At 43.2% G+C, this 25,487-nt stretch carries 21 protein-coding genes and 1 riboswitch; of the genes, 19 read left to right on the forward strand and 2 right to left on the reverse strand.

All coding sequences use genetic code 11. The features are described from left to right. Positions 1-79: 79 nt before the first annotated feature. From J8L86_RS18885 to J8L86_RS18950, 14 genes are all read left to right on the forward strand, one after another. Positions 80-1,753, forward strand: coding sequence for a 4Fe-4S binding protein (locus J8L86_RS18885; protein ID WP_055024163.1), 1,674 nt, complete (start codon positions 80-82; stop codon positions 1,751-1,753). Positions 1,754-1,763: 10 nt separating this feature from the next. Continuing rightward, the gene (locus J8L86_RS18890) at positions 1,764-2,453 is read left to right on the forward strand and encodes a molecular chaperone TorD family protein (protein WP_055024164.1); all 690 of its coding nucleotides are present in this window, start codon (positions 1,764-1,766) and stop codon (positions 2,451-2,453) included. Positions 2,454-2,584: 131 nt separating this feature from the next. Further along, the gene (locus tag J8L86_RS18895) at positions 2,585-2,785 is read left to right on the forward strand and encodes a twin-arginine translocation signal domain-containing protein (RefSeq protein ID WP_055024165.1); all 201 of its coding nucleotides are present in this window, start codon (positions 2,585-2,587) and stop codon (positions 2,783-2,785) included. 17 nt (positions 2,786-2,802) lie between these two features. Then, entirely contained in the window at positions 2,803-5,652 is a 2,850-nt protein-coding gene (locus J8L86_RS18900) for a formate dehydrogenase subunit alpha (RefSeq protein WP_211031281.1), read from the forward strand. A 26-nt stretch (positions 5,653-5,678) separates the two neighbouring features. Further along, positions 5,679-6,275 (forward strand): formate dehydrogenase FDH3 subunit beta, encoded by a 597-nt coding sequence (fdh3B, locus tag J8L86_RS18905; RefSeq protein WP_055024167.1) that lies wholly within the window; start codon positions 5,679-5,681, stop codon positions 6,273-6,275. A gap of 50 nt (positions 6,276-6,325) precedes the next feature. Next, complete coding sequence (locus tag J8L86_RS18910) at positions 6,326-7,336, forward strand: formate dehydrogenase subunit gamma (protein ID WP_055024168.1); 1,011 nt, start codon at positions 6,326-6,328, stop codon at positions 7,334-7,336. Positions 7,337-8,136: 800 nt separating this feature from the next. Beyond that, positions 8,137-8,334, forward strand: a complete 198-nt coding sequence (locus J8L86_RS18915) for a twin-arginine translocation signal domain-containing protein (protein WP_055024169.1) — start codon at positions 8,137-8,139, stop codon at positions 8,332-8,334. A 17-nt stretch (positions 8,335-8,351) separates the two neighbouring features. Next, positions 8,352-11,207 carry a formate dehydrogenase subunit alpha gene (locus tag J8L86_RS18920; RefSeq protein WP_211031282.1) on the forward strand — a complete coding sequence of 952 codons (2,856 nt, stop codon included), beginning with the start codon at positions 8,352-8,354 and terminating at the stop codon, positions 11,205-11,207. Positions 11,208-11,235: 28 nt separating this feature from the next. Next, a complete protein-coding gene (fdh3B, locus tag J8L86_RS18925) occupies positions 11,236-11,805 on the forward strand; it encodes a formate dehydrogenase FDH3 subunit beta (protein WP_065110515.1) in 570 nt (189 codons plus the stop codon). 74 nt (positions 11,806-11,879) lie between these two features. Continuing rightward, positions 11,880-12,869: a formate dehydrogenase subunit gamma gene (locus J8L86_RS18930; protein WP_065110516.1), complete on the forward strand. Its 990-nt coding sequence runs from the start codon at positions 11,880-11,882 to the stop codon at positions 12,867-12,869. Between the two features lie 306 nt (positions 12,870-13,175). Continuing rightward, positions 13,176-14,513 (forward strand): coproporphyrinogen III oxidase family protein, encoded by a 1,338-nt coding sequence (locus tag J8L86_RS18935; protein ID WP_055024173.1) that lies wholly within the window; start codon positions 13,176-13,178, stop codon positions 14,511-14,513. Between the two features lie 172 nt (positions 14,514-14,685). After that, positions 14,686-15,537 (forward strand): PfkB family carbohydrate kinase, encoded by an 852-nt coding sequence (locus J8L86_RS18940; protein ID WP_211031283.1) that lies wholly within the window; start codon positions 14,686-14,688, stop codon positions 15,535-15,537. Positions 15,538-15,938: 401 nt separating this feature from the next. Further along, a complete protein-coding gene (locus J8L86_RS18945; RefSeq protein ID WP_055024222.1) occupies positions 15,939-17,396 on the forward strand; it encodes a sensor domain-containing diguanylate cyclase in 1,458 nt (485 codons plus the stop codon). 29 nt (positions 17,397-17,425) lie between these two features. After that, positions 17,426-18,133, forward strand: a complete 708-nt coding sequence (locus J8L86_RS18950) for an MOSC domain-containing protein (RefSeq protein ID WP_211031284.1) — start codon at positions 17,426-17,428, stop codon at positions 18,131-18,133. An 80-nt stretch (positions 18,134-18,213) separates the two neighbouring features. On the opposite strand, the gene J8L86_RS18955 is transcribed toward J8L86_RS18950, so the two are convergent. Next, positions 18,214-20,136, reverse strand: coding sequence for a methyl-accepting chemotaxis protein (locus J8L86_RS18955; protein WP_211031285.1), 1,923 nt, complete (start codon positions 20,134-20,136; stop codon positions 18,214-18,216). A gap of 182 nt (positions 20,137-20,318) precedes the next feature. After that, positions 20,319-21,968, reverse strand: coding sequence for an electron transfer flavoprotein-ubiquinone oxidoreductase (locus J8L86_RS18960; protein WP_119969476.1), 1,650 nt, complete (start codon positions 21,966-21,968; stop codon positions 20,319-20,321). Positions 21,969-22,176: 208 nt separating this feature from the next. Further along, a riboswitch (molybdenum cofactor riboswitch) is annotated at positions 22,177-22,310 on the forward strand. Here J8L86_RS18960 and moaA point away from each other — a divergent pair. From moaA to modA, 5 genes are all read left to right on the forward strand, one after another. After that, on the forward strand, positions 22,298-23,278 hold the full coding sequence (gene moaA, locus J8L86_RS18965; protein ID WP_211031286.1) for a GTP 3',8-cyclase MoaA: 981 nt from the start codon (positions 22,298-22,300) through the stop codon (positions 23,276-23,278). It overlaps the preceding riboswitch by 13 nt. A gap of 57 nt (positions 23,279-23,335) precedes the next feature. Continuing rightward, positions 23,336-23,818: a cyclic pyranopterin monophosphate synthase MoaC gene (moaC, locus tag J8L86_RS18970; protein ID WP_211031287.1), complete on the forward strand. Its 483-nt coding sequence runs from the start codon at positions 23,336-23,338 to the stop codon at positions 23,816-23,818. A gap of 39 nt (positions 23,819-23,857) precedes the next feature. Then, a complete protein-coding gene (gene moaD / locus J8L86_RS18975) occupies positions 23,858-24,106 on the forward strand; it encodes a molybdopterin synthase sulfur carrier subunit (RefSeq protein ID WP_055024180.1) in 249 nt (82 codons plus the stop codon). A gap of 1 nt (position 24,107) precedes the next feature. Further along, a complete protein-coding gene (gene moaE, locus J8L86_RS18980; protein WP_065110522.1) occupies positions 24,108-24,593 on the forward strand; it encodes a molybdopterin synthase catalytic subunit MoaE in 486 nt (161 codons plus the stop codon). Positions 24,594-24,610: 17 nt separating this feature from the next. After that, positions 24,611-25,486, forward strand: coding sequence for a molybdate ABC transporter substrate-binding protein (gene modA / locus J8L86_RS18985; protein WP_211031288.1), 876 nt, complete (start codon positions 24,611-24,613; stop codon positions 25,484-25,486). Position 25,487 lies beyond the last annotated feature (1 nt).

The following is a 25,487-nucleotide window of genomic DNA, read 5'->3' on the forward strand; positions in this document are numbered from 1 at the left end:
CTGATGAAAGAGTTAATGATGAAAGGATTACAGTGCTAAGTAAGTCCATCGAACGTTGAAAACTGTTCAGGAATGCAATGTGAGCAATAGTCAAACCCCGCTTGAACTGCAACAAGTTCGCCAGCAGGTATTAGCACAGACTCAAGTTATTCAAAACTTGATTCCACCTACCGTCAGTTATACTACTGAAGGAAATGTGCTGGTTATCGGCCCAGAAGATCTGGCTCGATTAGCTGCAGACAAATTGTCCAATATGGCGAATGTCGTCATTTTGGCAAATGAAGCCATTACTAGCCAAGATGAAGCACATCTTGAAGCGGTAATGAATGCAGCAGTTAATAGTGAAAGCTATTACAACAAACTTATCTCAGTAAAAGGCTTTTTAGGCCAATTCCAAGTGACGGTAGAAAGCGAAGGCCAAGACAGCAAAGCTGCTGAACTTAGCCTTGTTGCTATTCGTAAACCACATTTTGATATCGTTTTAGATTTAAGCATGACGCCATGTTTGAACCTTGAAATGCTGCCACCAGGTTATTTTTACGTAGGTCAGGATGCAGAGAAGCTTGCTGATGCATTAACACAAATTCCTGATTTAGTTGGTGAGTTTGATAAGCCACGCTATGTCAAAGTTAACAGTGATATTTGTGCCCACAATCGCAATGGCGTTAATGGCTGTAATCGCTGTTTAAACTTCTGCCCAGCAGATGCTATTAGTAGCATTGAAGACAAAATCGAAATTGACCCTTACTTGTGTCATGGTGCGGGTAGTTGTACTAACGCATGTCCTACAGGGGCTATCGCTTTTGATTTACCTACGCCACAAGCGCTTCATAGTTACATTCAAAAACTGATCAGCCGCTACCTTGAGCAAGCCCAAGCTGCTCCAGTGATTTTATTCCATGACAGTGGTGTTGGTGCTGAGCTGATTACAGCTGATTTAGTCGGGGACATTATCCCTGTTGAGTTAGAAGAAATTACAGTTGCTAGCATCGACCATTGGATGTCATCACTTGCTTGGGGCGCTCGCCAAGTCTTGATTCTTAACACTGACGCAACTGCACCAACATTAACGCAAATGCTAAACGGTGAATTGTCGCTTGCTAATACCATCTTAGATGAAATGGGCCAGCCTCAACGCATCAGCTTAATTGACCCGAGTATGCTTTCTGCGCTGAATGATAAATTAGCGATTAGCTTAGACTGGCCACTAACGGTACCAGCAGCATTTACGCCAACAACTAAGCGTGAAACGTTATACGCCGCAGTGGATCATTTGAATCAGCAAGCTGCAGCAAGCGATACCTGTATTTCAATGAGTAATGTGCCATACGGCAAAGTGGAAGTGAATGCTGACAAATGTACCTTGTGTATGTCTTGTGTGGCGACATGTCCAACTCAAGCTTTAACGGATGGTGGTGATAAACCTGCATTACATTTCGTTGAGCAAGACTGTGTTCAATGTGGTTTATGTGAAACATCTTGTCCTGAAAATGTGATTAGCATTACTTCGCAAATCAACTTAGACCAAGCCTCACGTCAGCAACGCCAAACATTAAAAGAAGAACCACCATTTGAGTGTATTCGCTGCGGTACCGCATTTGCCACACAGTCAATGGTACACAGAATGATAGATATGATTGGTGGACACTCTGCATTTAATGCCAATGTTGAGCGTTTAAAAATGTGTGGTGATTGCCGCGTAAAAGATATGTTTGAAGACATTCTTGAAGACCCAGAGAAGCAACTTCGATAAGAGATCAGATATGACCGAATTAGTTAGAGAAATTTCAGAAAACGATCAGCTACGGGCAGATATTTACCAAATATTGGCAGCCTTGTTACGTCGCGAGCCTAACGCCGAGTTGCTGGCATTTTTAGCTGAGCTTGAAGTTGATGCTGAAGAAGACAATGACATGACAGCGGCTTGGCTTGGCTTGAAAGAAGCTGCGACCAAGTATACCGCTGAAGAGCTTGAGCAAGAATATTTCAATATTTTCTACGGCGTGGGTCGTGGTGAAGTATTGCCATACGCAAGCTGGTTTATGACAGGCTCACTAATGGACAAGCCATTAGCCCTTTTACGTCAAGATTTACTGCAATTAGGTTTTGCTCGTGAAGACGAAGTAAAAGAGCCAGAAGATCATGTGGCTGCATTATGTGAAGTCATGGGTACATTAATTTTAGAGGCTCCTGGTTACCGTCAGTTAGCTTTCTACCAACGCCATATTGGCAGTTGGATTGCGCGTTTTTGCGACACATTAGAACAAACTCCCAGTGCAGCCTTTTACGCACCAGTGGCAAAACTGGCAAAAGCCTTTTTTGAAATTGAAGCTAATGAGTTTGAACAGCTTAGCTTAGATATTCCAGTGAACTGCCCAGGCAGTGAGGCTGAAGCTAAAGCCGCTGAGTCAGCAGAGAAAATTGAACCTTCAACAAACGAATTAGCATCTTAATTTCGTGATTGATGGGGCAAAGATTTACGCCACTGACATTGTCAGTGGCGTAGACAGAAACGGGAGGAGACTCCCACTTAATCTAGGGTAAACAAGACCCTTTTATTTTAGCGTTACATTAAGGAGAGACTATGAAGAAGCAAGCTTCCGTCATGGATCGTCGTCAAATGCTTAAAGCATTGGCTGTCGGTAGTGCCGCTGGCGCAGTTGCTACTGTTAGCGGACAAGCTCTAGCTGCCTCACCAGAAGCCACATCAAGTGTGGATAAAAGTGATGGTTATAGAGAAACAGACCATGTACGTAGTTACTACGCCACCTTACGTAGTAAGTAATTAAAGGAGAATATGTGATGCGATTAACCCGCAAAACAGAGACAGTTGAAGTCGCAGATAAACCTGCACTTGGACTCAATCGTCGCCAGTTTTTGAAATCAGCCACATTGGCAACAGGTGGTATTGCTGCAGCCTCAATGCTGGGCGCTGGCATGATGCGTAAAGCTGAAGCGAAAGATGTACCTTATGATGCACCTACCGAAGTAAAACGTACTATTTGTTCTCACTGTTCAGTGGGCTGTGGTATTTATGCTGAAGTTCAAAATGGTGTATGGACAGGTCAAGAGCCTGCATTTGATCATCCATTTAACGCTGGTGGCCACTGTGCTAAAGGTGCTGCACTGCGTGAACATGGTCATGGTGAAAAGCGTCTTAAGTATCCAATGAAACTTGAAGGCGGTAAGTGGAAAAAACTTTCTTGGGAACAAGCGATTGAAGAAGTAGGCCAAAAAGCCTTAGATATTCGTCAAGAGTCAGGTCCTGATTCAGTATTTTTCATGGGTAGTGCGAAGTTCTCGAACGAACAAGCTTATATGTACCGCAAATTAGCGGCAATGTGGGGCACGAACAACGTCGACCACTCTGCACGTATTTGTCACTCTACCACTGTAGCCGGTGTTGCAAACACTTGGGGTTACGGTGCGCAAACGAACTCATTTAATGACATTCGTAAATCGAAAGCGATGATGTTTATCGGTTCGAACCCTTGTGAAGCTCACCCAGTTTCAATGCAACACATCCTTGAAGGTAAAGAGCGCGGCGCGAAAATTATCGTAGTCGACCCTCGTTTCACCCGAACTGCAGCAAAAGCTGACGAGTTCGTGCATATCCGTCCTGGTACGGATATTCCTTACATTTATGGTTTGTTGTGGCACATTTTTGAAAACGGCTGGGAAGACCAAACTTTCATTGACCAACGTGTATACGGTATGGAACGTATCCGTGAGGAAGTGAAGAAGTGGAACCCTGCAGAAGTTGAAAATGTTGCTGGTGTGCCTGAAAAACAAATGTACCGCGTTGCTAAATTACTAGCAGAAACTAAACCAGGTACAGTGGTTTGGTGTATGGGTGGTACTCAGCATCACGTAGGTAATGCTAACACTCGTGCATACTGTATTCTCCAATTGGCCCTAGGTAATATGGGTGTTGAAGGTGGTGGTACTAACATTTTCCGTGGTCACGATAACGTTCAAGGTGCAACTGACTTTGGTTTATTGTTTGACACATTACCTGGTTACTATGGCCTGAAAACGGGTTCATGGAAACATTGGTGTAATGTTTGGGATCTGGATTTCGATTGGGTTAAAAACCGTTTCGACCAAGCTCAGCATTTAGGCCAAGATCCAATGACCTCAACGGGTATCCCATGTTCTCGTTGGCATGATGGTGTACTTGAAGACAAATCTAAGATTGCTCAGAACGACAACATTCGTATGTCATTCTTCTGGGGCCAATCAGTTAACACTGAAACTCGTGGTCGTGAAGTGCGTGAAGCATTGAACAAAATGGACACGGTAGTTGTTGTGGATCCTTTCCCAACAATGGCAGGTGTCATGCACGAACGTTCTGATGGCGTGTATTTATTACCTGCAGCAACTCAGTTTGAAACCTACGGTTCTGTATCGGCTTCAAACCGTTCACTACAGTGGCGTACACAAGTTATTGAACCATTATTTGAGTCAAAAGCTGACCACATTATTATGTACAAGCTGGCGAAAAAATGGGGAATCGAAGCTGAATTTTGTAAGCATATTAAAGTGAATGGCGATGAACCATTGATTGAAGATATGACACGCGAGTTCAACAAAGGTATGTGGACCATTGGTTACACAGGCCAAAGCCCTGAGCGTTTGAAAATGCACCAAGAAAACTGGGGCACCTTCGATATCGAAAGCTTAGAAGCGCCAGGTGGCCCAGCTAAAGGTGAAACTTACGGATTACCTTGGCCATGTTGGGGCACACCAGAAAACAAACATCCTGGTACACAAATTTTGTACCGCACGGGCCGTGAAGTGAAAGACGGTGGTGGTAACTTCCGAGCACGTTACGGTGTTGAGCATGAAGGTAACAACATTCTTGCTGAAGGCTCATACTCTAAAGGAAGCGAAATTCAAGACGGTTATCCTGAATTTACCGCTGACATGCTTAAACAGCTTGGCTGGTGGGATGATTTAACCGCCGAAGAGAAAGTTCACGCTGAAGGTAAAAACTGGAAAACTGATATTTCTGGTGGTATTCAACGTGTGGCTATTAAGCATGGTTGTATCCCTTACGGTAATGCGAAAGCCCGTTGTATTGTTTGGAACTTCCCAGATGATATCCCGGTTCACCGTGAGCCATTATATACCCCTCGTCGTGACTTAGTGTCTAAGTATCCAACTTACGAAGACCGTATGGTTGCACGCCTTCCAACCTTGTATAAGACAATTCAAGACAAAGATTTCTCAAAAGACTTCCCATTAGCAGTGACGACGGGTCGTTTAGTTGAGTATGAAGGTGGTGGTGAAGAAACCCGCTCAAATCCGTGGCTTGCAGAATTACAGCAAGAAATGTTTATTGAGATTAACCCTGCAGATGCTGCAGATCGCGGCTTACGTGATGGTGATGACGTATTCGTTCACAGTCCAGAAGGCGCTAAGATCACAGTTAAAGCAATGGTGACTCCACGAGTCATTGCTGGTGAGTGTTTCATGCCATACCACTTTGCGGGTGTATTCGAAGGTAAGAGCCTAGAGAAGAATTACCCAGAAGGAACGGTTCCATACGTAATTGGTGAAGCAGCTAATACCGTAATGACCTATGGTTATGATGTTGTGACTCAGATGCAAGAGACTAAGTCTAGCTTGTGTCAGATCAGCAAAGCCTAATTAACTTGATGAGGAGATAAGCCATTATGGCAGTCATGAAATTTTTGTGTGACACCAAACGCTGCATCGAGTGTAACGGTTGCGTCACAGCTTGTAAGAACGAAAACGATTCCGCTCTAGAGTGGGGAATTCAACGTCGCCGCGTGGTCACTATCAATGATGGTGAACCAGGCGAAGCATCAATCTCAGTGGCATGTATGCACTGTACTGATGCACCTTGTATGGCCGTTTGTCCGGCGGATTGTTTCTATCAAACCGAAGACGGTCTAATTTTGCACGACAAAGATACGTGTATTGGTTGTGGCTATTGCTTCTATGCTTGTCCTTTCGGTGCGCCGCAGTTCCCTAAAAAGACTGCATACGGCAGCCGAGGCAAAATGGATAAGTGTACTTTCTGTGCCGGTGGCCCAGAAGAGAACCATTCAGAAGCTGAACGCAAGAAGTATGGTGCAAACCGTATTGCTGAAGGCAAATTACCTATGTGTGCGGAGCTTTGTTCAACCAAAGCCTTGCTTGCTGGTGATGCTGAAATTGTATCTACCATTTACCGTGAACGTATGGCAAAACGTGGCAACCCAAATACTATTTGGGGCTACGATCCTAAAACGGGTGATATGGTTTAGGCAGTGCAAATGGTTACGGACTGTGGTCCGTAACCAAGCAAGGAGTGACAATGTTAAACAATCAGTTAAACAAATCACTGCGTAGCTTATTTGCTCTGTTAGTTCTGGTGATGGGGTTGGGTTTTGCGACCACAACGTTAGCGGCAGATGAACAATCAAGTAAGCAGCAGGCAGGGAAAGAAAACCCAGCAGATTTATGGCGAGCAGTTAAGGCCGGTGACTCAGGCTTTACCACTGCTCAAGGTATCGAACCTGGGGTGCTAATTAATGTTGGCGGCAACGAAGGAAGATTACTAAGAGATAAGTATATTACACCAGCAGTAGCGCTTGCGTTGGTGGGTGTATTTGGTGCTTTCTTAATCTTTTACTTTGTTAATGGTCCAGCAAGATTAAGCAAAGGTTTCTCTGGCAAAATGGTCGAGCGCTGGTCGAAGGCAGACATTTGGCTGCATTGGATTATGGCCATTGCGTGTTTAATCTTAATGCTGACAGGCTTAGTGATTTTACTGGGTAAATTTGCGATTCAACCGTACGTAAGTAATAGCATTTGGGCAGGTATTATTGCCTTTTGTAAGCTAGTGCATGATTGGGTTGGTCCAGTATTTATCGTGTCTTGGCTTATGTGTATCGTTAAGTGGATGCCACTACAAACCATCAAGATGTATGACATCAAATGGTTCTTAGTTGTAGGTGGTTATATCAACTTCGGTCCATTTAAAGGTAAGCATCCAGACAGTGGTTTTGCTAACGCGGGTGAAAAAATGTGGTTTTGGACATTAGTCTTCTTTGGTCTATTTATCAGTGTTTCTGGCATGATGTTAGTGCTACCTGGTTTAGACTTACCACGTGAAGCGTCTATGGTTGCGTTACTGGTTCACGGAGTGAGCGCGGCGATCTTAATTGCATTTACGATTGTGCATATTTGGATGGCAACGGCATTAAGTGAAGGCGGTTTGGAATCTATGATTTCAGGCTACTGTGATGAAAACTGGGCAATCCAGCATCACAACCTTTGGTACGATGAGATTAAAGCCAACGGTACGTTGAAATATCAAGACTAAAGCTCATTAGTAAATAGTTAAGCGAGTAAAACGCCTCAAAGACACATTGCTTTGGGGCGTTTTTATTGGATTGATATAAAATACGCTGCTGACGTATCAAAATTGTAAATAATGTCAGTCGTTATTCCTGTCATTCACTCAATAATTTTGCCAATTTCTGTTTGTAAAAAATCAGTCTGATTACCTTGTTGCTGCATCGTGTTGGAACTCCTGTTTACCGTTTTGGCTGGACGATGAAGATAGTGGATTAATTGGTTGTCAGCCACTTGTTTATCACACCGGTAAAATCGGTTGTAATAAGAGAGTAGGTGATGTGATTGTTAATGATGTCATCAACATTTATCAATTCCACCTGGTCATATTCCTTCATAGCTAAAAAGACTATTGAATAAGGTTTTAAGCTCAAATAGCTATAAGTAAATAATAAGAATTCTCAATACCAAAGTGAGATTATTTCTATATAAATCAGTCACTATGTTAATTTTTTTAACATTTGTTGTTAGCTGATTTTTACCCCGTTCTAGATGTCTTCCATAATGCTCATGATAAAAATTTGACCTAGTTAACGCTTTGTACTTTCCGTGTCTTTTTTTGGAATATGAACAGGCGCTAGATCAATTTTTTCTTCGTTATCTCTCTATATATTAGCCACGTAAATTTGTGGATATTATTCATTTAGAAGTGTTTTTACCTTTCTGGCCTACTTAGTTAACTATTTGTTTACAAATGGTGTTTAGTGACCGTAAAGGCCTACAAGGGCATCAACCACAGAGTTGGTGTGATTTAAACCGGGAGTAAAGATGAAGAAGCAACAGCCTGATCTGAATCGCAGATCTTTGCTGAAAGCCATCACCGTAGGTAGCGCTGCATCAGCAGCCATCGCCGTAACTGGTGTGAGTGTGGCTCAAGCAACCGAGAGTAACGTTAGCAAGAAAGATTCTAACGGTTACAAAGAAACTGCGCATATTCGTAGCTACTACGATAGCTTACGCGGCTAATTCAGGAGAAATAAGCGATGAAGTTAACTCGCAAGTCTACCGCAGCTCCTAAAGCTGCTACCAAGTCGCTCGGTATCAACCGTCGTCAATTTATGAAGAATGCAGGTATTGCTACTGGTGGTATCGCCGCTGCTTCACTAATGGGCACTGGCATGATGCGTAGAGCAGAAGCTCATGATGTACCTCATGATGCGCCAACTGAAATCAAACGTACTGTATGTTCTGCATGTGCTGTTGGTTGTGGTTTATACGCAGAAGTACAAAATGGCGTTTGGACAGGTCAAGAGCCTGCTTTCGATCACCCATTCAATGCTGGCGGTCACTGTGCTAAAGGTGCAGCAATCCGTGAACATGGTCATGGTGAGAAGCGTCTTAAGTACCCAATGAAACTTGTTGATGGCAAGTGGAAGAAATTATCTTGGGAGCAGGCTTACAACGAAGTCGGCGACAAGATGCTAGATATCCGTGAAGAGTCAGGTCCTGATTCAGTTTACTTCATGGGTAGTGCCAAGTTCTCGAACGAAGGCTGTTACATGTACCGTAAGTTTGCGGCTATGTGGGGCACGAACAACGTCGATCACTCAGCACGTATTTGTCACTCTACCACGGTAGCCGGTGTTGCTAACACTTGGGGTTACGGTGCGCAAACTAACTCTTTCAACGATATTCAAAATGCAAATGCAATCTTCTTCATCGGTTCAAACCCGGCTGAAGCGCATCCAGTTGCAATGCAGCATATCTTACTAGCGAAAGAGAAAAACAACGCAAAAATTATCGTTGTTGACCCTCGTTTCTCACGTACTGCAGCGCACGCTGACCTACATTGTGGTCTACGTCCTGGTACTGATATCCCATTCATCTACGGTATGCTTTGGCACATCTTTGAAAATGGTTGGGAAGATAAGACGTTCATCAAAGAACGTGTTTTCGAAATGGAATCAATTCGCGCTGAAGCGAAAAAATTCCCACCAAAAGAAGTTGCTAACGTAACTGGTTGTACTGAAGAAGAAGTTTACCAAGCTGCTAAATTAATGGCAGATAACCGTCCTGGTACTGTTATTTGGTGTATGGGTGGTACTCAGCATCACGTCGGTAATGCTAACACTCGTGCATACTGTCTACTTCAACTAGCCCTAGGTAACATGGGTGTTTCTGGTGGCGGTACTAACATTTTCCGTGGTCACGATAACGTTCAAGGTGCAACTGACTTAGGTCTACTGTTTGATAACCTTCCTGGTTACTACGGTCTGACTTCTGCTGCATGGGATCACTGGACAAACGTTTGGGATCTAGACAGAGAGTGGGTTAATGGTCGTTTCGATCATGGCACTTACTTAGGTCGTGAGCCAATGACGACTCCTGGTATGCCTTGTTCTCGCTGGCATGATGGTGTGTTAGAAGACAAGAGCAAGCTAGCTCAGAAAGATAACATCCGTATGGCATTCTTCTGGGGACAATCAGTTAACACTGGTGTTCGTCAAAATGACATCCGTGATGCACTAGACAAGATGGACACTGTAGTGGTTGTGGATCCTTTCCCAACTATGGCAGGTGTTATGCACCGTCGTCAAAATGGTGTTTACTTACTACCAGCTTGTACTCAGTTCGAAACTGAAGGTTCTGTTTCTAACTCAGGTCGTTCACAGCAATGGCGTGAAAAAGTTGTTGAGCCTTTATTTGAATCAAAAACTGACCTTGAGATTATGTACCGCTTATCTCAAAAACTTGGTTTTGCAGAGCAATACACCAAACGTATCGAAAAAGATGCCAATGATGTATTAGTGATTGAAGATATCACTCGCGAAATCAACCGCGGTATGTGGACAATTGGTATGACAGGTCAAAGCCCTGAGCGTATCAAACAACACACTCAAAATTGGGGCACGTTCAGCAACAAGACTCTTGAAGCTGCTGGCGGACCTGCTAAAGGCGAAACTTACGGCTTACCTTGGCCTTGTTGGGGTACTCCAGAGCATAAGCATCCTGGTACTCAAATTCTGTATAACACAAGCAAACACGTTAAAGACGGTGGTGGTAACTTCCGTGCACGTTACGGTGTGGAATACAAAGGTGAAAACCTACTTGCTGAAGGTAGCTTCTCTAAAGGCGCTGAAATCACTGACGGTTACCCAGAGTTCACAGCAGACATGCTTAAACAGCTTGGCTGGTTTGACGAGCTAACTGCTGAAGAGAAAGTTCACGCAGAAGGTAAGAACTGGAAGACTGATATTTCAGGCGGTATCGTTCGTGTTGCTATTAAGCACGGCTGTATCCCATTCGGTAACGCTAAAGCGCGTTGTATTGTTTGGAACTTCCCTGATGTTGTACCTGTTCACCGTGAGCCGTTATACACGTCTCGTCGTGACCTTGTATCTAAGTACCCAACGCATGACGATATGCAAGTTCATCGTCTACCTACGTTGTACAAGACTATTCAAGATAATGACAACAGTGCTAAGTACCCACTAGTAATGACTTCTGGTCGTCTGGTTGAGTATGAAGGTGGTGGTGAAGAGTCTCGTTCTAACCCTTGGTTAGCAGAACTTCAACAACAGATGTTTGTTGAAATGAACCCTGCTGATGCAGCCGATCGCGGTCTTCGTGACGGTGACAATGTTTGGTTAGAAGGTGCTGAAGGCGGCCGCATTAAGATTAAAGCTATGGTTACTCCACGCGTTAAGCCTGGTGTTACTTGGATGCCTTACCACTTCGCTGGTGTGATGAGTGGTGAAAGTCTTGAGCCTAACTATCCGGAAGGAACTGTTCCTTACGTTATCGGTGAGTCTTGTAATACTGCAATGACCTATGGTTATGACCCTGTAACACAAATGCAGGAAACCAAAGCGTCGCTTTGTCAAATTGAGAAAGCATAACTGCAGTCTAAGCTAGGAGAATTGCCAAATGGCTACAATGAAATTTTTATGTGATACCAAGCGCTGCATTGAATGTAATGGTTGTGTCACTGCTTGTAAAAACGAAAATGACTCTGCTCTTGAGTGGGGCATTCAACGTCGTCGTGTAGTAACTATCAATGATGGTATGAAAGGCGAAGCGTCAATCTCAGTTGCATGTATGCACTGTAGCGATGCACCTTGTATGGCTGTATGTCCTGCAAACTGTTTCTACAAAACAGAAGACGGCATTGTACTTCACGACAAAGATACTTGTATCGGTTGTGGGTACTGTTTATATGCATGTCCTTTCGGTGCTCCACAGTTCCCTCAGTCAGGCGCTTTCGGCAGCCGTGGCAAGATGGACAAGTGTACTTTCTGTGCCGGTGGCCCTGAAGCTGATCACTCTCATGAAGAGCGTGAGAAGTACGGTGCTAACCGTCTTGCAGAAGGCAAACTTCCTATGTGTGCTGAACTTTGTTCAACCAAAGCATTACTTGCTGGTGATGCAGAAATCGTTTCTGCCATCTTCCGTGAGCGTGTTGCTTATCGCGGTTCTAACAAAGGTGTTTGGGGTTAATCTCCAAACTTGTTAGTCAGCTTAGCTATGATGCCTGAGGTTACTCAGGCATCGAGTAGCGTAGAGGATGTATTATGAACAAGTGGTTCAAACAAATTGGCGTTGTTATCGCACTGATGTTCAGTGTAATGACATTCGCTCACGCTAGTGGAAGTGGTGAAGAATCTCTTACCGTTCAAGATGGCAATGCGCAATTATGGGCACAGCTTAAAGACGGTGCAGAGGGACGTACTACTTCGACAAGTGAGTTCCATGCACAACCAATCAATACTTATGATTTACGTGTATTTGATTTACGTAGTGACTGGCTTGCTCCTGCCTTAGCATTATCGCTATTTGGCATGATCATCATTTTCGTACTGTTTATGAAAATTAACGGTATTTCGAAATTACACGGTGGTTTCACCGGTAAGATGGTATATCGCTGGTCTAAATTCGACGTATCGATTCACTGGTTAGGCGCAATTCCATGTATGTTATTGATCCTAACAGGCTTAGTATTGCTTGCTGGTCGTTACTTTCTGCAGCCATACATTGGTGAAGGAGTGTGGTCTAACTTAGTCTACATTTCTAAAGAAGTTCACGATTATATGGCTATCCCATTCATGTTGGGTTGGGCGTTAATGACGGTACTTTGGGCTAAAAACCAAATGCCTAAGATGTACGATCTTAAGTGGATGATGGTTGTTGGTGGTTACATTAACTTCGGTCCATTTAAAGGTAAGCACCCTGACGCTGGCTTTGCTAACGCAGGTGAAAAACTATGGTTCTGGGCATTTGCTCTATTCGGTCTATTCATCTCAGTATCAGGAATGTTATTACTGTTCCCGAACTTATTTGAACCAAGCCGTAACCTAAGCTTACTTGCTCTTGTTGTTCACTCAGTGAGTGCTATTATTATTTGTGCTTTCTCTATCGTTCACATCTTCATGGCAACAGCTATGTCTGAAGGTGGTATGGATTGTATGGTGTCTGGTTACTGTGATGAGCAGTGGGCTAAGCAGCATCACAACCTTTGGTATGATGAAATCAAAGAAAAAGGCGAGCTTAAATACAGAGACTAGTCGTCTTGGAATTTAAGTAAAAATACCCTCAATGGCATCGCTTTTGAGGGTATTTTTGTATCTAACTTTGATAGATCAAAATTTAAACATAGATATTTCTTATAATTAACATAGTGATATTGTTTATTAGTGATTAATTATTTAACAGGTGCTAATCTGTGATCTCCTTGGTAAAAATTAACTCCTTGGCTTGTTATTCAACGTTAAGTTATAGATAGTTCACACAAAGGTCAGTGATTTAAGAGTATTCTGCTCACACTGCAGCTATGAGCTGCGAGTCTGCTCATTCTTAAGGTAGGAAATGCTATGTCATCAATAATTAAACCATCAGACACCATTATTCAGTCGCCTTATCAAGCGAACATTACCACGCCAGACTGGATGATCAGTGCGATGGAGAAAGTGATGCAGTTTTATGTTGATCGTAATTTACGATTGGACACTGTATCTGCTGAAATGATGCCAAAGCCAGTTGAAGGTAAAAAGTACATGCTCTATGCGCATGTGCCTTTTTGTCATACCTTGTGTTCTTACTGTACTTTCCACCGTTTCCTATTTAAAGAAGACAAAGCCCGTCGCTATTTTGTTTCTTTACGTAAAGAAATGGATATGGTGAAAAACTTAGGTTATGACTTCGAATCTATGTATATCGGTGGTGGAACTACCACGGTATTAGAAGATGAGTTAGCACGTACCATTGAACATGCAAAAACCTTATTCCCAAATATTAAAGAGGTATCGTGTGAATCCGATCCTCAGCATCTCGATAGCGAAGGCTTCAAGCAGTTAGAAGGCTTAGTCGACCGTATGTCTATTGGTGTACAAAGCTTTAATGATGATATCTTGACCATGACAGATCGAATTGAAAAGTTTGGTACTGGTCAGCAGACGTTCGATAAAATCATGGCGGCTAAAGAGCTATTCCCTATCATTAATGTCGATTTGATTTTCGGTTTCCGTGGTCAAACAGATGAAATCATCCAGCATGATTTGGATATGGCATCTAAATTAGACCCACGCCAAATTACTACTTATCCATTGATGATTACTCACCAAACACGTAAAAGCGTCAAGGGTAAACTGGCTGCGCCGCACGGTGATATGGCCCGTCAATATCGTCAAATCCTTAACAGCTTAAACGGTCAATATACGCAACTTTCAGGTTGGGCATTTGGTAAAGCCAACAACGAAGGCTTTGATGAGTATGTTATTGATTATGATGAGTACTTAGGGGTTGGTTCAGGCTCTTTCAGCTTCTTGGATGACACCTTATACGTGAATACTTTCTCGCTGAAAAAGTATCAAGAGCGTGTTGAGAACGGCTTGATGGGCGTTGAGCAACAAAAGCAATACGGCAAAAAAGAAGTCATGCAATATCGCTTCTTATTAGGTATGTTCTCAGGCCGTTTATCACGTAAATATTTCCGTGAAACCTTTGGTGTGAATTTAGACACTGCCTTGTTTAAAGAAATGGCTTCAATGAAAGCGATTGGCGCAATTAAAAATGACCCGAACGATCCAGATAATTTGATTTGGACCGATAATGGTAAAATGATGGGCTTGCTGATGATGAAAGAGTTTTACTCTGGTATGGACAATGTCCGTGCACAATTACGCAAACCACTCAGACCAGAAGACATGTAAGCTTTCGCTATAATCAGATGATATCGTCTAGCAAATATCGTGAAATTAAAGGCAGTGATAATCCTCACTGCCTTTTTTGTTTTTGCAGTATACTGATTTTGATATCACTCAAATGACTGTGGTTCCATTGAGATGGTTTTATTGCGGTTGAATAATTCAGACAGAGAGCGCTATGGCTAATATATTACTCCTTGCCAATATCAATTGTGACCGACTTCTGCAGCTTGATAAGCCACTGCAAACAGGTGGTCGCTTTCATTATCAAGACGGCGGCTCACGTTTGGGCGGCGGCGGTGCCAATACTGGCATCGGCTTGGTATGGGCAGGGCATTCGGTGTCTTTAGTGAGCCAAGTGGGTAATGATAAGGTGGGCAACTGGATATTGGCGCAAGCCAGTACTCAGGGGTTGGATTGTCGGCTTGTCGAGCGTTTTGAAGGAACCACATGTGAAATGTTGTTGGTCATGACGCCTGATGGTGAGCGCACGATCATTCGCCCCCAACGGCCAGTTTTTGAATTACCCTCTCCGCCGAAATGGCAGCAGTTTGATGCGCTATACACTAATTCATCAGCAAAAGGAATTAGTGGTTGGACGACTTCGGCGTTAAATGATTGCCTTGTCGTCTCTCAATTAGCCAAAGATGAACGCGTTCGTCCTTGTCATGTGCTTATTGCTTCAATCACTGATATGCAAGGTCGTTGTATTGGAGATAAATGGGAGTTTGCCGAGCAAATTGCTGGTGAGTCATTACAATATTTTGTGGTCACAGACGGTGAAAATGGTGCAGTCGCTTATAGCAAAGACGCACAAGTGCATGTGCCTGCAGTCTTAGCTGAGGTTGTTGATACAACAGGTGCAGGCGATGCTTACGCTGCTGGACTTATCCATTACTTGTGTCAGCGAAGAGGTATCAAAGATGCGATGGAAGAAGGGGCTCGTTGGGCAGCATTCGCGGTTGCGACCCCTAGTTCAGTACCAGGACAGTGTTTGCAACACTATTTAACCGCGCCAGAATCTGAGTAGAGGCGGGCCTATGCCGTACACATTCAGCTTCATCATTTCGTCATTTTTGTGTCGCTAATCTGTCATATTGAAAGATTATACTTTCGCCGTAATTTGTTGAAAGCTTAGTCTTTTTTATCGGAGATTGCGTTTTAGCTGTACTCTTCCTACTTCCTGGAAGTTAATTACAACCCTATTTATTCTGTTTGATCTTACGGCCCTGCATTCCCCCATTTGCAGGGCTTTTTTTATTCATTTTTGTCGCTGACGAATTGAGTGTGGTTGGCAAATTGTAAAGCTATTTGGAAAATCGGTGCGTCACTTAGGGTTTTCAGTTAGTATTTACATTGAGTTAACATATTCACAAAACCCGTTCTCTGGGTTCGTCTGAATTTATGCGCGATGAAGTTATTAGGGGCATTATGGGAAATAAAGTTTGGAACGATAAAAAACGTTTTATCTGGATATTATCCATTCTACTTTTGGCTGCATTTATAGTAACAAGCAGCATTAGCTATCAAGTTGCACATGACTCGTTAAGCGAACAGATTGAAGACAACACATTGCCACTGACCAGTGACAATATCTATTCCGAAATTCAGCAAGATTTATTACGCCCTATCTTTATTTCATCTTTAATGGCTCAAGACACCTTTGTCCGTGACTGGACGATTAATGATGAGCAGCAACCTGAAAAGCTAGTGCGCTACCTGAGAGAAATTCAAAACAAATACGATACCGTGACCAGTTTTTTTGTGTCAGAAGCGAGCCGAAATTATTATCATTCTTCAGGGGTTCTGAGAAAAATAGAAGACGTCTCTAATGACGATGCATGGTATTTTCGAGTGCGCTCTTTGCCGCAAGATGAAGACTACGAAGTTAATATTGATACCGATACTGCTGATAAAAATCGCACCGTGATTTATGTAAACTACAAAGTTTATGATTTTGAAGGTAACTTTATCGGTGTTACTGGAGTCGGACTTGCCGTTGAGCGAGTTAAAAAACTGATAGATCTGTATCAAACACGTTATAACCGCCGAGTATATTTTTCCGATAGGCAGGGCAATATTAAGCTGCACAGCAGTGGATTTGAAGGTGCTACCACATTACAGAGTAGTGCAGGGCTAGAAAAGCTGGCGACTCGTATTCTCACCAGTCCTAGTGCATCATTTTCTTACCATAGAGATAACAGAACGATTTACTTAAACAGCCGCTTAGTTGAAGAGTTCAAATGGTACTTGATGGTAGAACAAGACGAAGTGCAAGCAGAGAAAAAACTACTCACAACGTTTTGGATTAATATTGGTTTGAGTTTGGTTGTGACCTTAGGGATATTGTTTATTGCCAATATGACGATAGGTAAATATCAGCGAAAGTTAGAGTTAATGGCATCCACAGACAAGTTAACTGGTGCAGCCAATCGACAAGTCTTTGAAGATTACTTTGCTCAGGCGCTATCTCGCTCAGTGGTAGATGGCACAGTTATGTCAGTGCTGATCCTCGATATTGACCACTTTAAACAAGTGAATGATCAATATGGTCATAACATTGGCGATCTTGTCATTCAATCTGCAGCGAATGTGCTTAAATCCCATTTAACAGATGCCGACTTGTTATGTCGCTGGGGCGGCGAAGAGTTTTTAGTTTTATTGGCTAATACCAATATCAGTCAAGCTAATGAGTTGGCTGAAAAAATGCGAGAGTCAGTCGCAGCGAAAACCATCAAGGTTAATGGGAGTAAAATCAGTGTCACCTTAAGTTGTGGGGTAGCTGAACATCGCAAGACAGAAAAACCAGAAGAGTTAGTAAATCGCGCTGATATCGCCCTTTACCAAGCGAAAGCACAAGGTCGAAATCAGGTGGTTTTATCTTATTAAAGTAGCGCTTTTACAATGAGAGAGTAGTCATGGCAGGCCATGTGTTAGCAAGCAAAATATCAGGATTATTTTGTGGGGATAAAATTAATTCTTTAGGCAGTATCGACAGTGGGATGAACAACAAATTGCCCATGCAAGTGCTGAAGGTTAATCAACACCAAGTTGAGGGAGATGCTCAAGCGGATCCGATTCATCATGGTGGCGAAGAGCGAGTATTACATCATTTCCCTCGAGAACATTATGGGCAATATCGTCGCTGGGATCTCATCAGCAATCATAAAGACGTGCCAGCGATGGGTGAAAATATTAGTACCGTGGGACTCGATGAGTCTCAGGTTAATATTGGCGATATTATTCAAATTGGCGAAGTAATGTTGCAAGTGACGCAACCACGCTCACCTTGCTTTAAGCTAAATCAGCAATTCGGCCATCCTAAATTTGCTCTCGCCATGCAAGAGAGTCGCATGTGTGGTTGGTTTTATCGGGTATTACAAGCGGGTGAGATTAACGCTAGCGATAGCATCGTCCTCATTGAGCGTAAAACTGATATCAGTGTTGCGCAAGCAATGAAAATCTATTTCTTACCAGAAGTCGATGCCGAGCAATATCAACTGCTGATGCAATGTGAAGGACTGGCTAGTAATTGGGTTACCAGTATGCAAAAGCGTATCGATACTCAAACCATTGAGAATTGGCAGTATCGTTTATATGGCCCAGAAGGTGAGCCTGTTGAGTAAATCTTAACTTGCTCATCAATTAAGTCGCAATAAAAAACGCACTGTATAGTGCGTTTTTAGTCTCTGATTAAAGCATCCGTTTATTCAATTTTAAATCGGGCTACTAACACATCAAGTCGACTTGCTAAGCTATTCAGTGATTCACTGGCTTGGGCTGCTGCCTTGGCTGTATCTGCTGTGCGCTGAGTAATATCGTTGATTTCAGTGACATTACGATTAATGTCTTCGACAACGGTAGATTGCTCTTCTGTTGCCGCTGCCACTTGAATGTTCATATCACTGATTGATGCAATTTGCTGGCTAATACCGCTAAGTGATTGGCTCGCTTCATCCACAGCGTTAACGCCTTCTTGAGAACGATTACGAGATGTTTCCATTGCAACAACAGCGCGGCTGGCTTCAGATTGTAATTTATCAATCATGGTTTGCACTTCGTTAGTTGAATCCGCTGTACGTGAAGCAAGGCTTCTAACTTCATCAGCAACCACTGCGAACCCTCTACCAGCTTCTCCAGCACGTGCAGCTTCAATCGCAGCGTTGAGTGCCAGTAAGTTGGTTTGCTCTGAAATAGCGCGGATCACATCTAAGATACCGCCAATAGACTTAGTGTGAGTCGCCAACGACTCAATCACTTCACCGACCTGTTCTACGTCATTTGAAAGTTGATTAATGGTGCTCCTTGCACTCATTACCACTTGCTGTCCATCAGAGGATTCGGTATCTGCTTCTTTAGCCGTTACCGCTGCTTGGGCTGCATTACTGGCAATTTCATTGACCGTTGCTCCCATTTCATTAATGGCGGTGACAACCATAATGGTTCTATCTTTTTGCTGCTGGCTGTCATCTAAAGTTTGGTTTGCTTGGGCTGAAACATCTTTGGCGGATAAACTCAGTTGTTCACTGGTTCTAGCCACTTCAATGACGGATTCTTGTATTTTCGTGATAAAGCTATTAAATCCTTTTGCCAGCTGAGCCAGTTCATCATGACCTTCAACTGGAAGACGTTGGCGTAAATCACCTTCACCTTCGCCAATATCTTTAAACAGTTCGGCAACCTTAGCAATAGGGCGACTCACTGAAGAAGCAACAGCACTTGCTACGATAATAAAGAACACCGCGATAATGATGGTGCCAAGTATGATTTGGTACACGGCTTTATCGAGTAGGGCAAAAATCTCAGACTCAGGCACTTCCGCAACTAAGTACCAGTTCATAGCAGGAATATAACTACTTGCCACCATTTTACTTTCACCATTAACCTCAATGCGCATTAAGTTAAAGTCATTTTTAGCTAATAAAGATTGGCTATTGGTGCCAGAATAAAACCCACTTAAATTGGCTTTACCTATCTGGTTCGGATCTGGGTGAAGTTTCACGCTACCTGATGCGTCAACAAGATAAACAAAGCCACTATCTTCAATCTTGAATGAAGCAAGTTGCTGCACCATATCATCAAGAGATTTAGCTAAACCGACTAACCCTCGGCCATTAGGTTGCTGATAGTTGATAAACAGTTTTACTTCGCCAGTTGTTTCAGTAAAGACATTCAGCATTCGCTCCTGTCCGCTATTGAGATAGTCGAAAAACCAACTATCTTGCTGCGGATTAAGAACGCGTAGAAAACCATCTTGAGTGTAATAAGCTGCTGTTTCACGGTCCGCGTAGGAGGCTTGTACTAACTGATACTGTGCTTGTATATCACCTAACTGGGCAATCACATCGTCTTCTCTATCATTGGGACGACCTTGCTCTACCCAGTCCAGTAGCATTCGGCTTTTTGCCAGTTGTTCTGCGGCATTGAGCAAGTTGTTAATATCAAGCTCTAATCTATGACGTATTTGCATCAATAAGCTCGGCAGTTCTGAATCAATCATACGCTGCTCAACAACGACTTTGGCGCTACGCTGGCTCAGTACTCCCACTAGCATGGTTGAAAACACCACGCCAAAGATCATCGAGAACAAGATTTTTTGTTTAATGGATAGATGTTTTAGCTGATTCATTCGGACAACCTAATTAGTTCGATATGTTTAATATCGGCAATTTGCGGAATAGTTAAATAGGTTTTATGTGGTCTTGAGCTAATTTTGCGGTAATAGGTTATTTATACAATAAAAAAACGCACCAATTAATAGTGCGTTTTGTTCAAGTGACAATTTTGCTTAAGTGATACTAAGGATATCAACTACATATTTGGATAGTTTGGACCACCGCCGCCTTCTGGGGTGACCCAAGTGATATTTTGACTTGGGTCTTTTATGTCACAGGTTTTACAGTGGATACAGTTTTGCGCATTAATCACAAACTTGTTTTCAGGACCTTCAGCGACGACTTCATACACGCCTGCAGGGCAGTATCGTTGCGCTGGTTCGTTGTATTTTATTAAGTTTACCGCGATAGGAATTGAGGCATCTTTAAGTTGCAAATGACACTTCTGATCTTCCTCATGATAGGTATTTGAAAGATAAACAGAAGACAGTTTATCAAAGCTTAATTTACCATCCGGTTTTGGATACTCTATAGGAGTAAAGTCTTTCGCTAAGCCCATTTCTGCATGATCTGGGGTTTCATCTCGCAAGGTGATTGGGAACTTGCCACCAAACCAGTTTTGATCGATAAAGTTAAATGCGCCCCCCAAATAAGTGCCAAACTTATGCAGAGCAGGGCCAAAGTTACGTGATTGGAATAACTCTTCGTGTAACCAGCTTTGTTCGATACGAGTTTGGAAACAATCAAGATCCTTACCCGCTTCAACACCAGCCATTAAGGCTTCACCTAAGGTTTCGGCTGCCACAATACCGCTCTTCATTGCAGTGTGAGTGCCTTTAATTTTGGCAAAGTTCAAGGTGCCAGCATCACAGCCAATCAGAAGACCACCAGGGAAGCTCATTTTTGGCAGTGAGTTTAAGCCGCCTTTTGCGATTGCGCGCGCGCCGTAGGTTAAGCGTTCACCACCTGTCAGTGTTTGGCTGATCACAGGGTGCTGCTTATAACGTTGGAACTCGTCAAATGGACTGACGTGAGGGTTCTTGTAGTTTAAGTCGATGATTAAACCTACCGCAACTTGGTTGTCTTCCATGTGGTATAGGAATCCGCCACCTGAAGTACCTTGGTTTAATGGCCAGCCACCAGTATGGACAACTTTACCTTCTTGATGTTGCTCGGCAGGAATTTTCCAGATTTCTTTAAAACCTAAACCATAATGCTGCGGGGTCTTTCCGTTATCAAGGTGATATTTTGCGATTAGCTCTTTACCTAGGTGGCCTCGACAACCTTCAGAAAAGACGGTGTATTTGGCATGTAATTCCATACCTGGCATATAGCTGTCTTTTTCTTCGCCGTTAGCGCCGACGCCCATATCGCCAATTAAAATGCCTTTTACGCTGTTATCTTGATTAAACAGCACTTCACTTGCAGCAAATCCTGGGAAAATTTCAACGCCTAAGCCTTCAGCTTTTTCAGCTAACCAGCGGGTTAAGTTCCCGACGCTGATAATATAGTTGCCTTCATTATGCATGGTTTTAGGCACTAAGCTGTTCGACATTAACTTGGAGTTTGACTCTGAGCTAAGTAAATAAATCTCGTCGTGAGTCACTTTGGTATTCAAAGGGATATCGGATTCTCGCCAATCTGTGAACAATTCATCCAATACTTTAGGTTCGAAAACCGCACCTGATAAGATGTGCGCTCCAACCTCAGAGCCTTTTTCAACCACACAGACGGTCATTTCTTTATCTGCATCTTGTGATATTTGCATTAATCGACATGCAGTAGCGAGTCCGGCAGGTCCTGCACCGACTATTACTACATCGAATTCCATAGATTCGCGTTCCATCATCTCACCTTTGATCTTCGTTTCCCGGTTTATGGCGGGTTTGTTGTTTTTTTGTTTTACTCACCTTACCTCAAAAATGACTTAGGTCACAGTAGCAACTGCGATTTTGAGCTCGTGAGCTAGCTCGCAAATCTTTACAGATTTTGCTCAAACTGGGACAAATTGTCATAAAAAGGTACTGATCCGAGTGATTTTAGGCCTATAATCAAGGTTGACGGTTCTCCGAGCTCTATATCCTACGTCCACAGATACGGGTATTTAGCCGTGGTAATAATGCCACCGGGGTGAGTAAAGAAATGCGCTTACCTCCCACACTTGGAAAGGTTAACATGTCCCAACTACAAGACAGCTTTGGTCGAAGATTTCACTATCTGCGGATGTCAGTCACTGACGTTTGTAATTTCAAATGTACCTATTGCCTCCCTGATGGCTACAAGCCTGATGGCAAGCCTAAGTTCCTTGCGCTAAATGAAATAGAAAATTTAGTGGAAGCGTTTGGCGAGGTCGGTACGCAAAAAATCCGCATTACCGGTGGTGAGCCGACACTAAGAAAAGATTTTACCGATATCGTTCGTATTGTTGCCGACAATGACAACATTAATACTGTTGCAATGACAACCAACGGTTATCGTCTCGAAAAACATGCTAAAGAATGGTACGACGCAGGCTTGCGACGCATTAATGTTTCAGTTGATAGCCTTGATCCTAAGATGTTTTACCAAATTACTGGTGAAAACAAATTTGATGAGGTCATGCGCGGAATCGATGCAGCATTGGATGCTGGATTTGAGCGAATTAAAATTAACGCCGTATTGTTAAAAGGCTTAAATGACAAAGATTTGCCACGTTTTTTACATTGGATCAAAAGCACACCGATTGATTTGCGCTTTATTGAACTCATGGAAACGGGCTTGGGTCATGATTATTTTAACGCACACCATTTAGCGGGCCTTGATATCAAGTTAAAACTTGAGTCAGAAGGCTGGTTATATGACTTACCTAGCGTAGATGATGGTCCTGCACAAAACTTTAGTCATCCAGATTATCAAGGCCGTATCGGATTGATTATGCCGTACGCCAAAAACTTTTGCGCTAGCTGTAATCGCCTGCGAGTCTCAGCCAAAGGTAAATTGCACTTGTGTCTATTTACAGAAAATGGTTTGGACTTACGAGATTTATTGCAACACGAATCTCAACGAGCAGAGTTAATTGAGCGTTTACACAGTCAGTTAGCGCAAAAAGAAGAAACCCATTATTTACATCAAGGGATAACAGGCGTAACCAAACATTTAGCATCAATTGGTGGCTAATCTTGGTTGCTAAATTCAATCCCTAACTGACATCTAGATTTTATAAGGCAAGTTAGCATGAGCAATTGTTTTACCCATATCAATGCCGATGGCAATGCGCACATGGTCGATGTGACAGAGAAAAACATTACTGAACGTGAAGCGCGTGCTGAAGCATTCATTGAGATGGCGCCAAGTACGTTAGAAATGATCATGAGTGGCAGCCATCACAAAGGTGATGTGTTTGCGACAGCCCGTATTGCAGGTATTCAAGCTGCTAAAAAAACCTCAGATTTAATCCCGCTATGTCATCCACTCATGTTGACGAAAGTTGAAGTGGACTTAGAAGCTCAACCAGAACACAACCGCGTTCGTATTACCAGTTTATGTAAACTTTCTGGTAAAACCGGTGTTGAGATGGAAGCATTAACGGCTGCAGCAACGGCGGCGTTAACGATTTACGACATGTGTAAAGCGGTTCAAAAAGACATGATTATTTCCCAAGTACGTTTACTCGAAAAGCGTGGTGGTAAATCAGGTCACTTCCAAGCTGAAGATTAATTTTTCGCTGGCATCCAAAATATTTAAAGAGACATTGTCATGATTCAGGTTTTATTTTTTGCACAAGTTAGAGAGTTACTGGGTACAGCCAAAACAGAAATCTCAGCTGAAGGGATCACAAACACTGAGCAGTTACGCCAAGCATTGGCATCGACTGATGAGAAATGGGCAAAAGTCTTGTCTTCAGACAAACTACTTGTTGCCGTGAATCAAACCATGAGCGCATGGGATGCTGCGGTTGCTGATGGTGATGAAGTTGCTTTTTTCCCTCCAGTGACAGGCGGTTAATATGACGGCCAGTAAAGAAACAAACCCAAAACAAGTCGTCCGTGTTCAGACGGCCGATTTTAATGTCGCCGATGAATACGCTGCTATTGCGGCTGACAACAGTGACGGCGCTGTGGTGACCTTTGCCGGTAAAGTGCGTGATTTTAATGATGGCAGTGCGGTAACGGATCTGACCCTTGAGCATTATCCTGGTATGACAGAAGCGGTATTAGTCCAATTAGCGGAGCAAGCTTATGAGCGCTGGCCGCTAAACTATGTCACGATTATTCACCGCGTAGGTCGTATGGAACTAGGCGAGCAAATCGTGTTTATCGGTGTCACCAGTATGCATCGTAAAGCGGCATTTGCAGCGTGTGAATTCTTAATCGATTTCTTAAAAACCAAAGCGCCATTTTGGAAATTAGAAGCCGGTGAAGAAGGCAATAACTGGGTTGAAGCACGCGACTCGGACGAACAAGCTGCATCAATGTGGAATGATGTTAAGTAAATAAGGACACTAAGTTTATGACCGTGAGTTGCCGTTTGTCGCAGGGTATTCAAGCTTTAGTGTTGAGTGGGGTCATTGGTTTGGTGACCTTAGTGTCATTCTCGGCACAAGCAGCCAACCCCCCTGCGATTGCTGCAGCATCGAATGTGAAGTTTGCCTTAGATGAAATTGTGGCGAACTTTACCGCTGAAACGGGCCTGAAGCTTAGAGTGTCTTACGGTTCTTCTGGTAATTTTGTGGCGCAGATTCAACATGGTGCGCCTTTTGAAATGCTGCTTAGCGCTGATGAGTTTTATGTACAGCAGTTACATAAAGTCGGTAAAACTGACTCTGATGGTGATATTTATGCCATTGGTAAACTTGCCCTTGTTGCGCCTAATAACTCTTCTTTAAACCTTGATCCACAACTTGCAGGTCTTGAAGCGGCAATTGAGCAAGGCGAAATTAAACGTTTTGTGATTGCTAATCCGGCTCACGCTCCCTACGGCGAACGTGCTCAAGCGCTATTAACAGACAAAGGCCTTTGGGAAGCACTGCAGTCAACCATCATTATGGGTGAAAATGTCTCTCAGGCGGCTCAATTTGCCCTAAGCGGTTCTGCTCAAGGTGGTATTGTGGCGTTATCATTAGCTTCTGCGCCGCAGTTCAGCAAAATGGGACGCTATGTTGAAATCCCGCAGTCTTTATATCAACCGATTAATCAACGCATGGTGATGACCCCTAAAGCTGGTGATACCACCAAAGCGTTTTATGAATACATGAAGTCGAGTGCGGCTCATGACGTATTAGAAAATTACGGTTTTGGTTTTCCAGACTCACTGACAGACAAGCATCATTTGCATCAACCTAAACTTCGTGCACCACAACCAAGACAGCAAGTGGCGGAAGAGTAAT

Origin of the sequence: Shewanella sp. MMG014 (assembly GCF_018100775.1) — a bacterium.
Lineage (GTDB): Bacteria > Pseudomonadota > Gammaproteobacteria > Enterobacterales > Shewanellaceae > Shewanella > Shewanella japonica.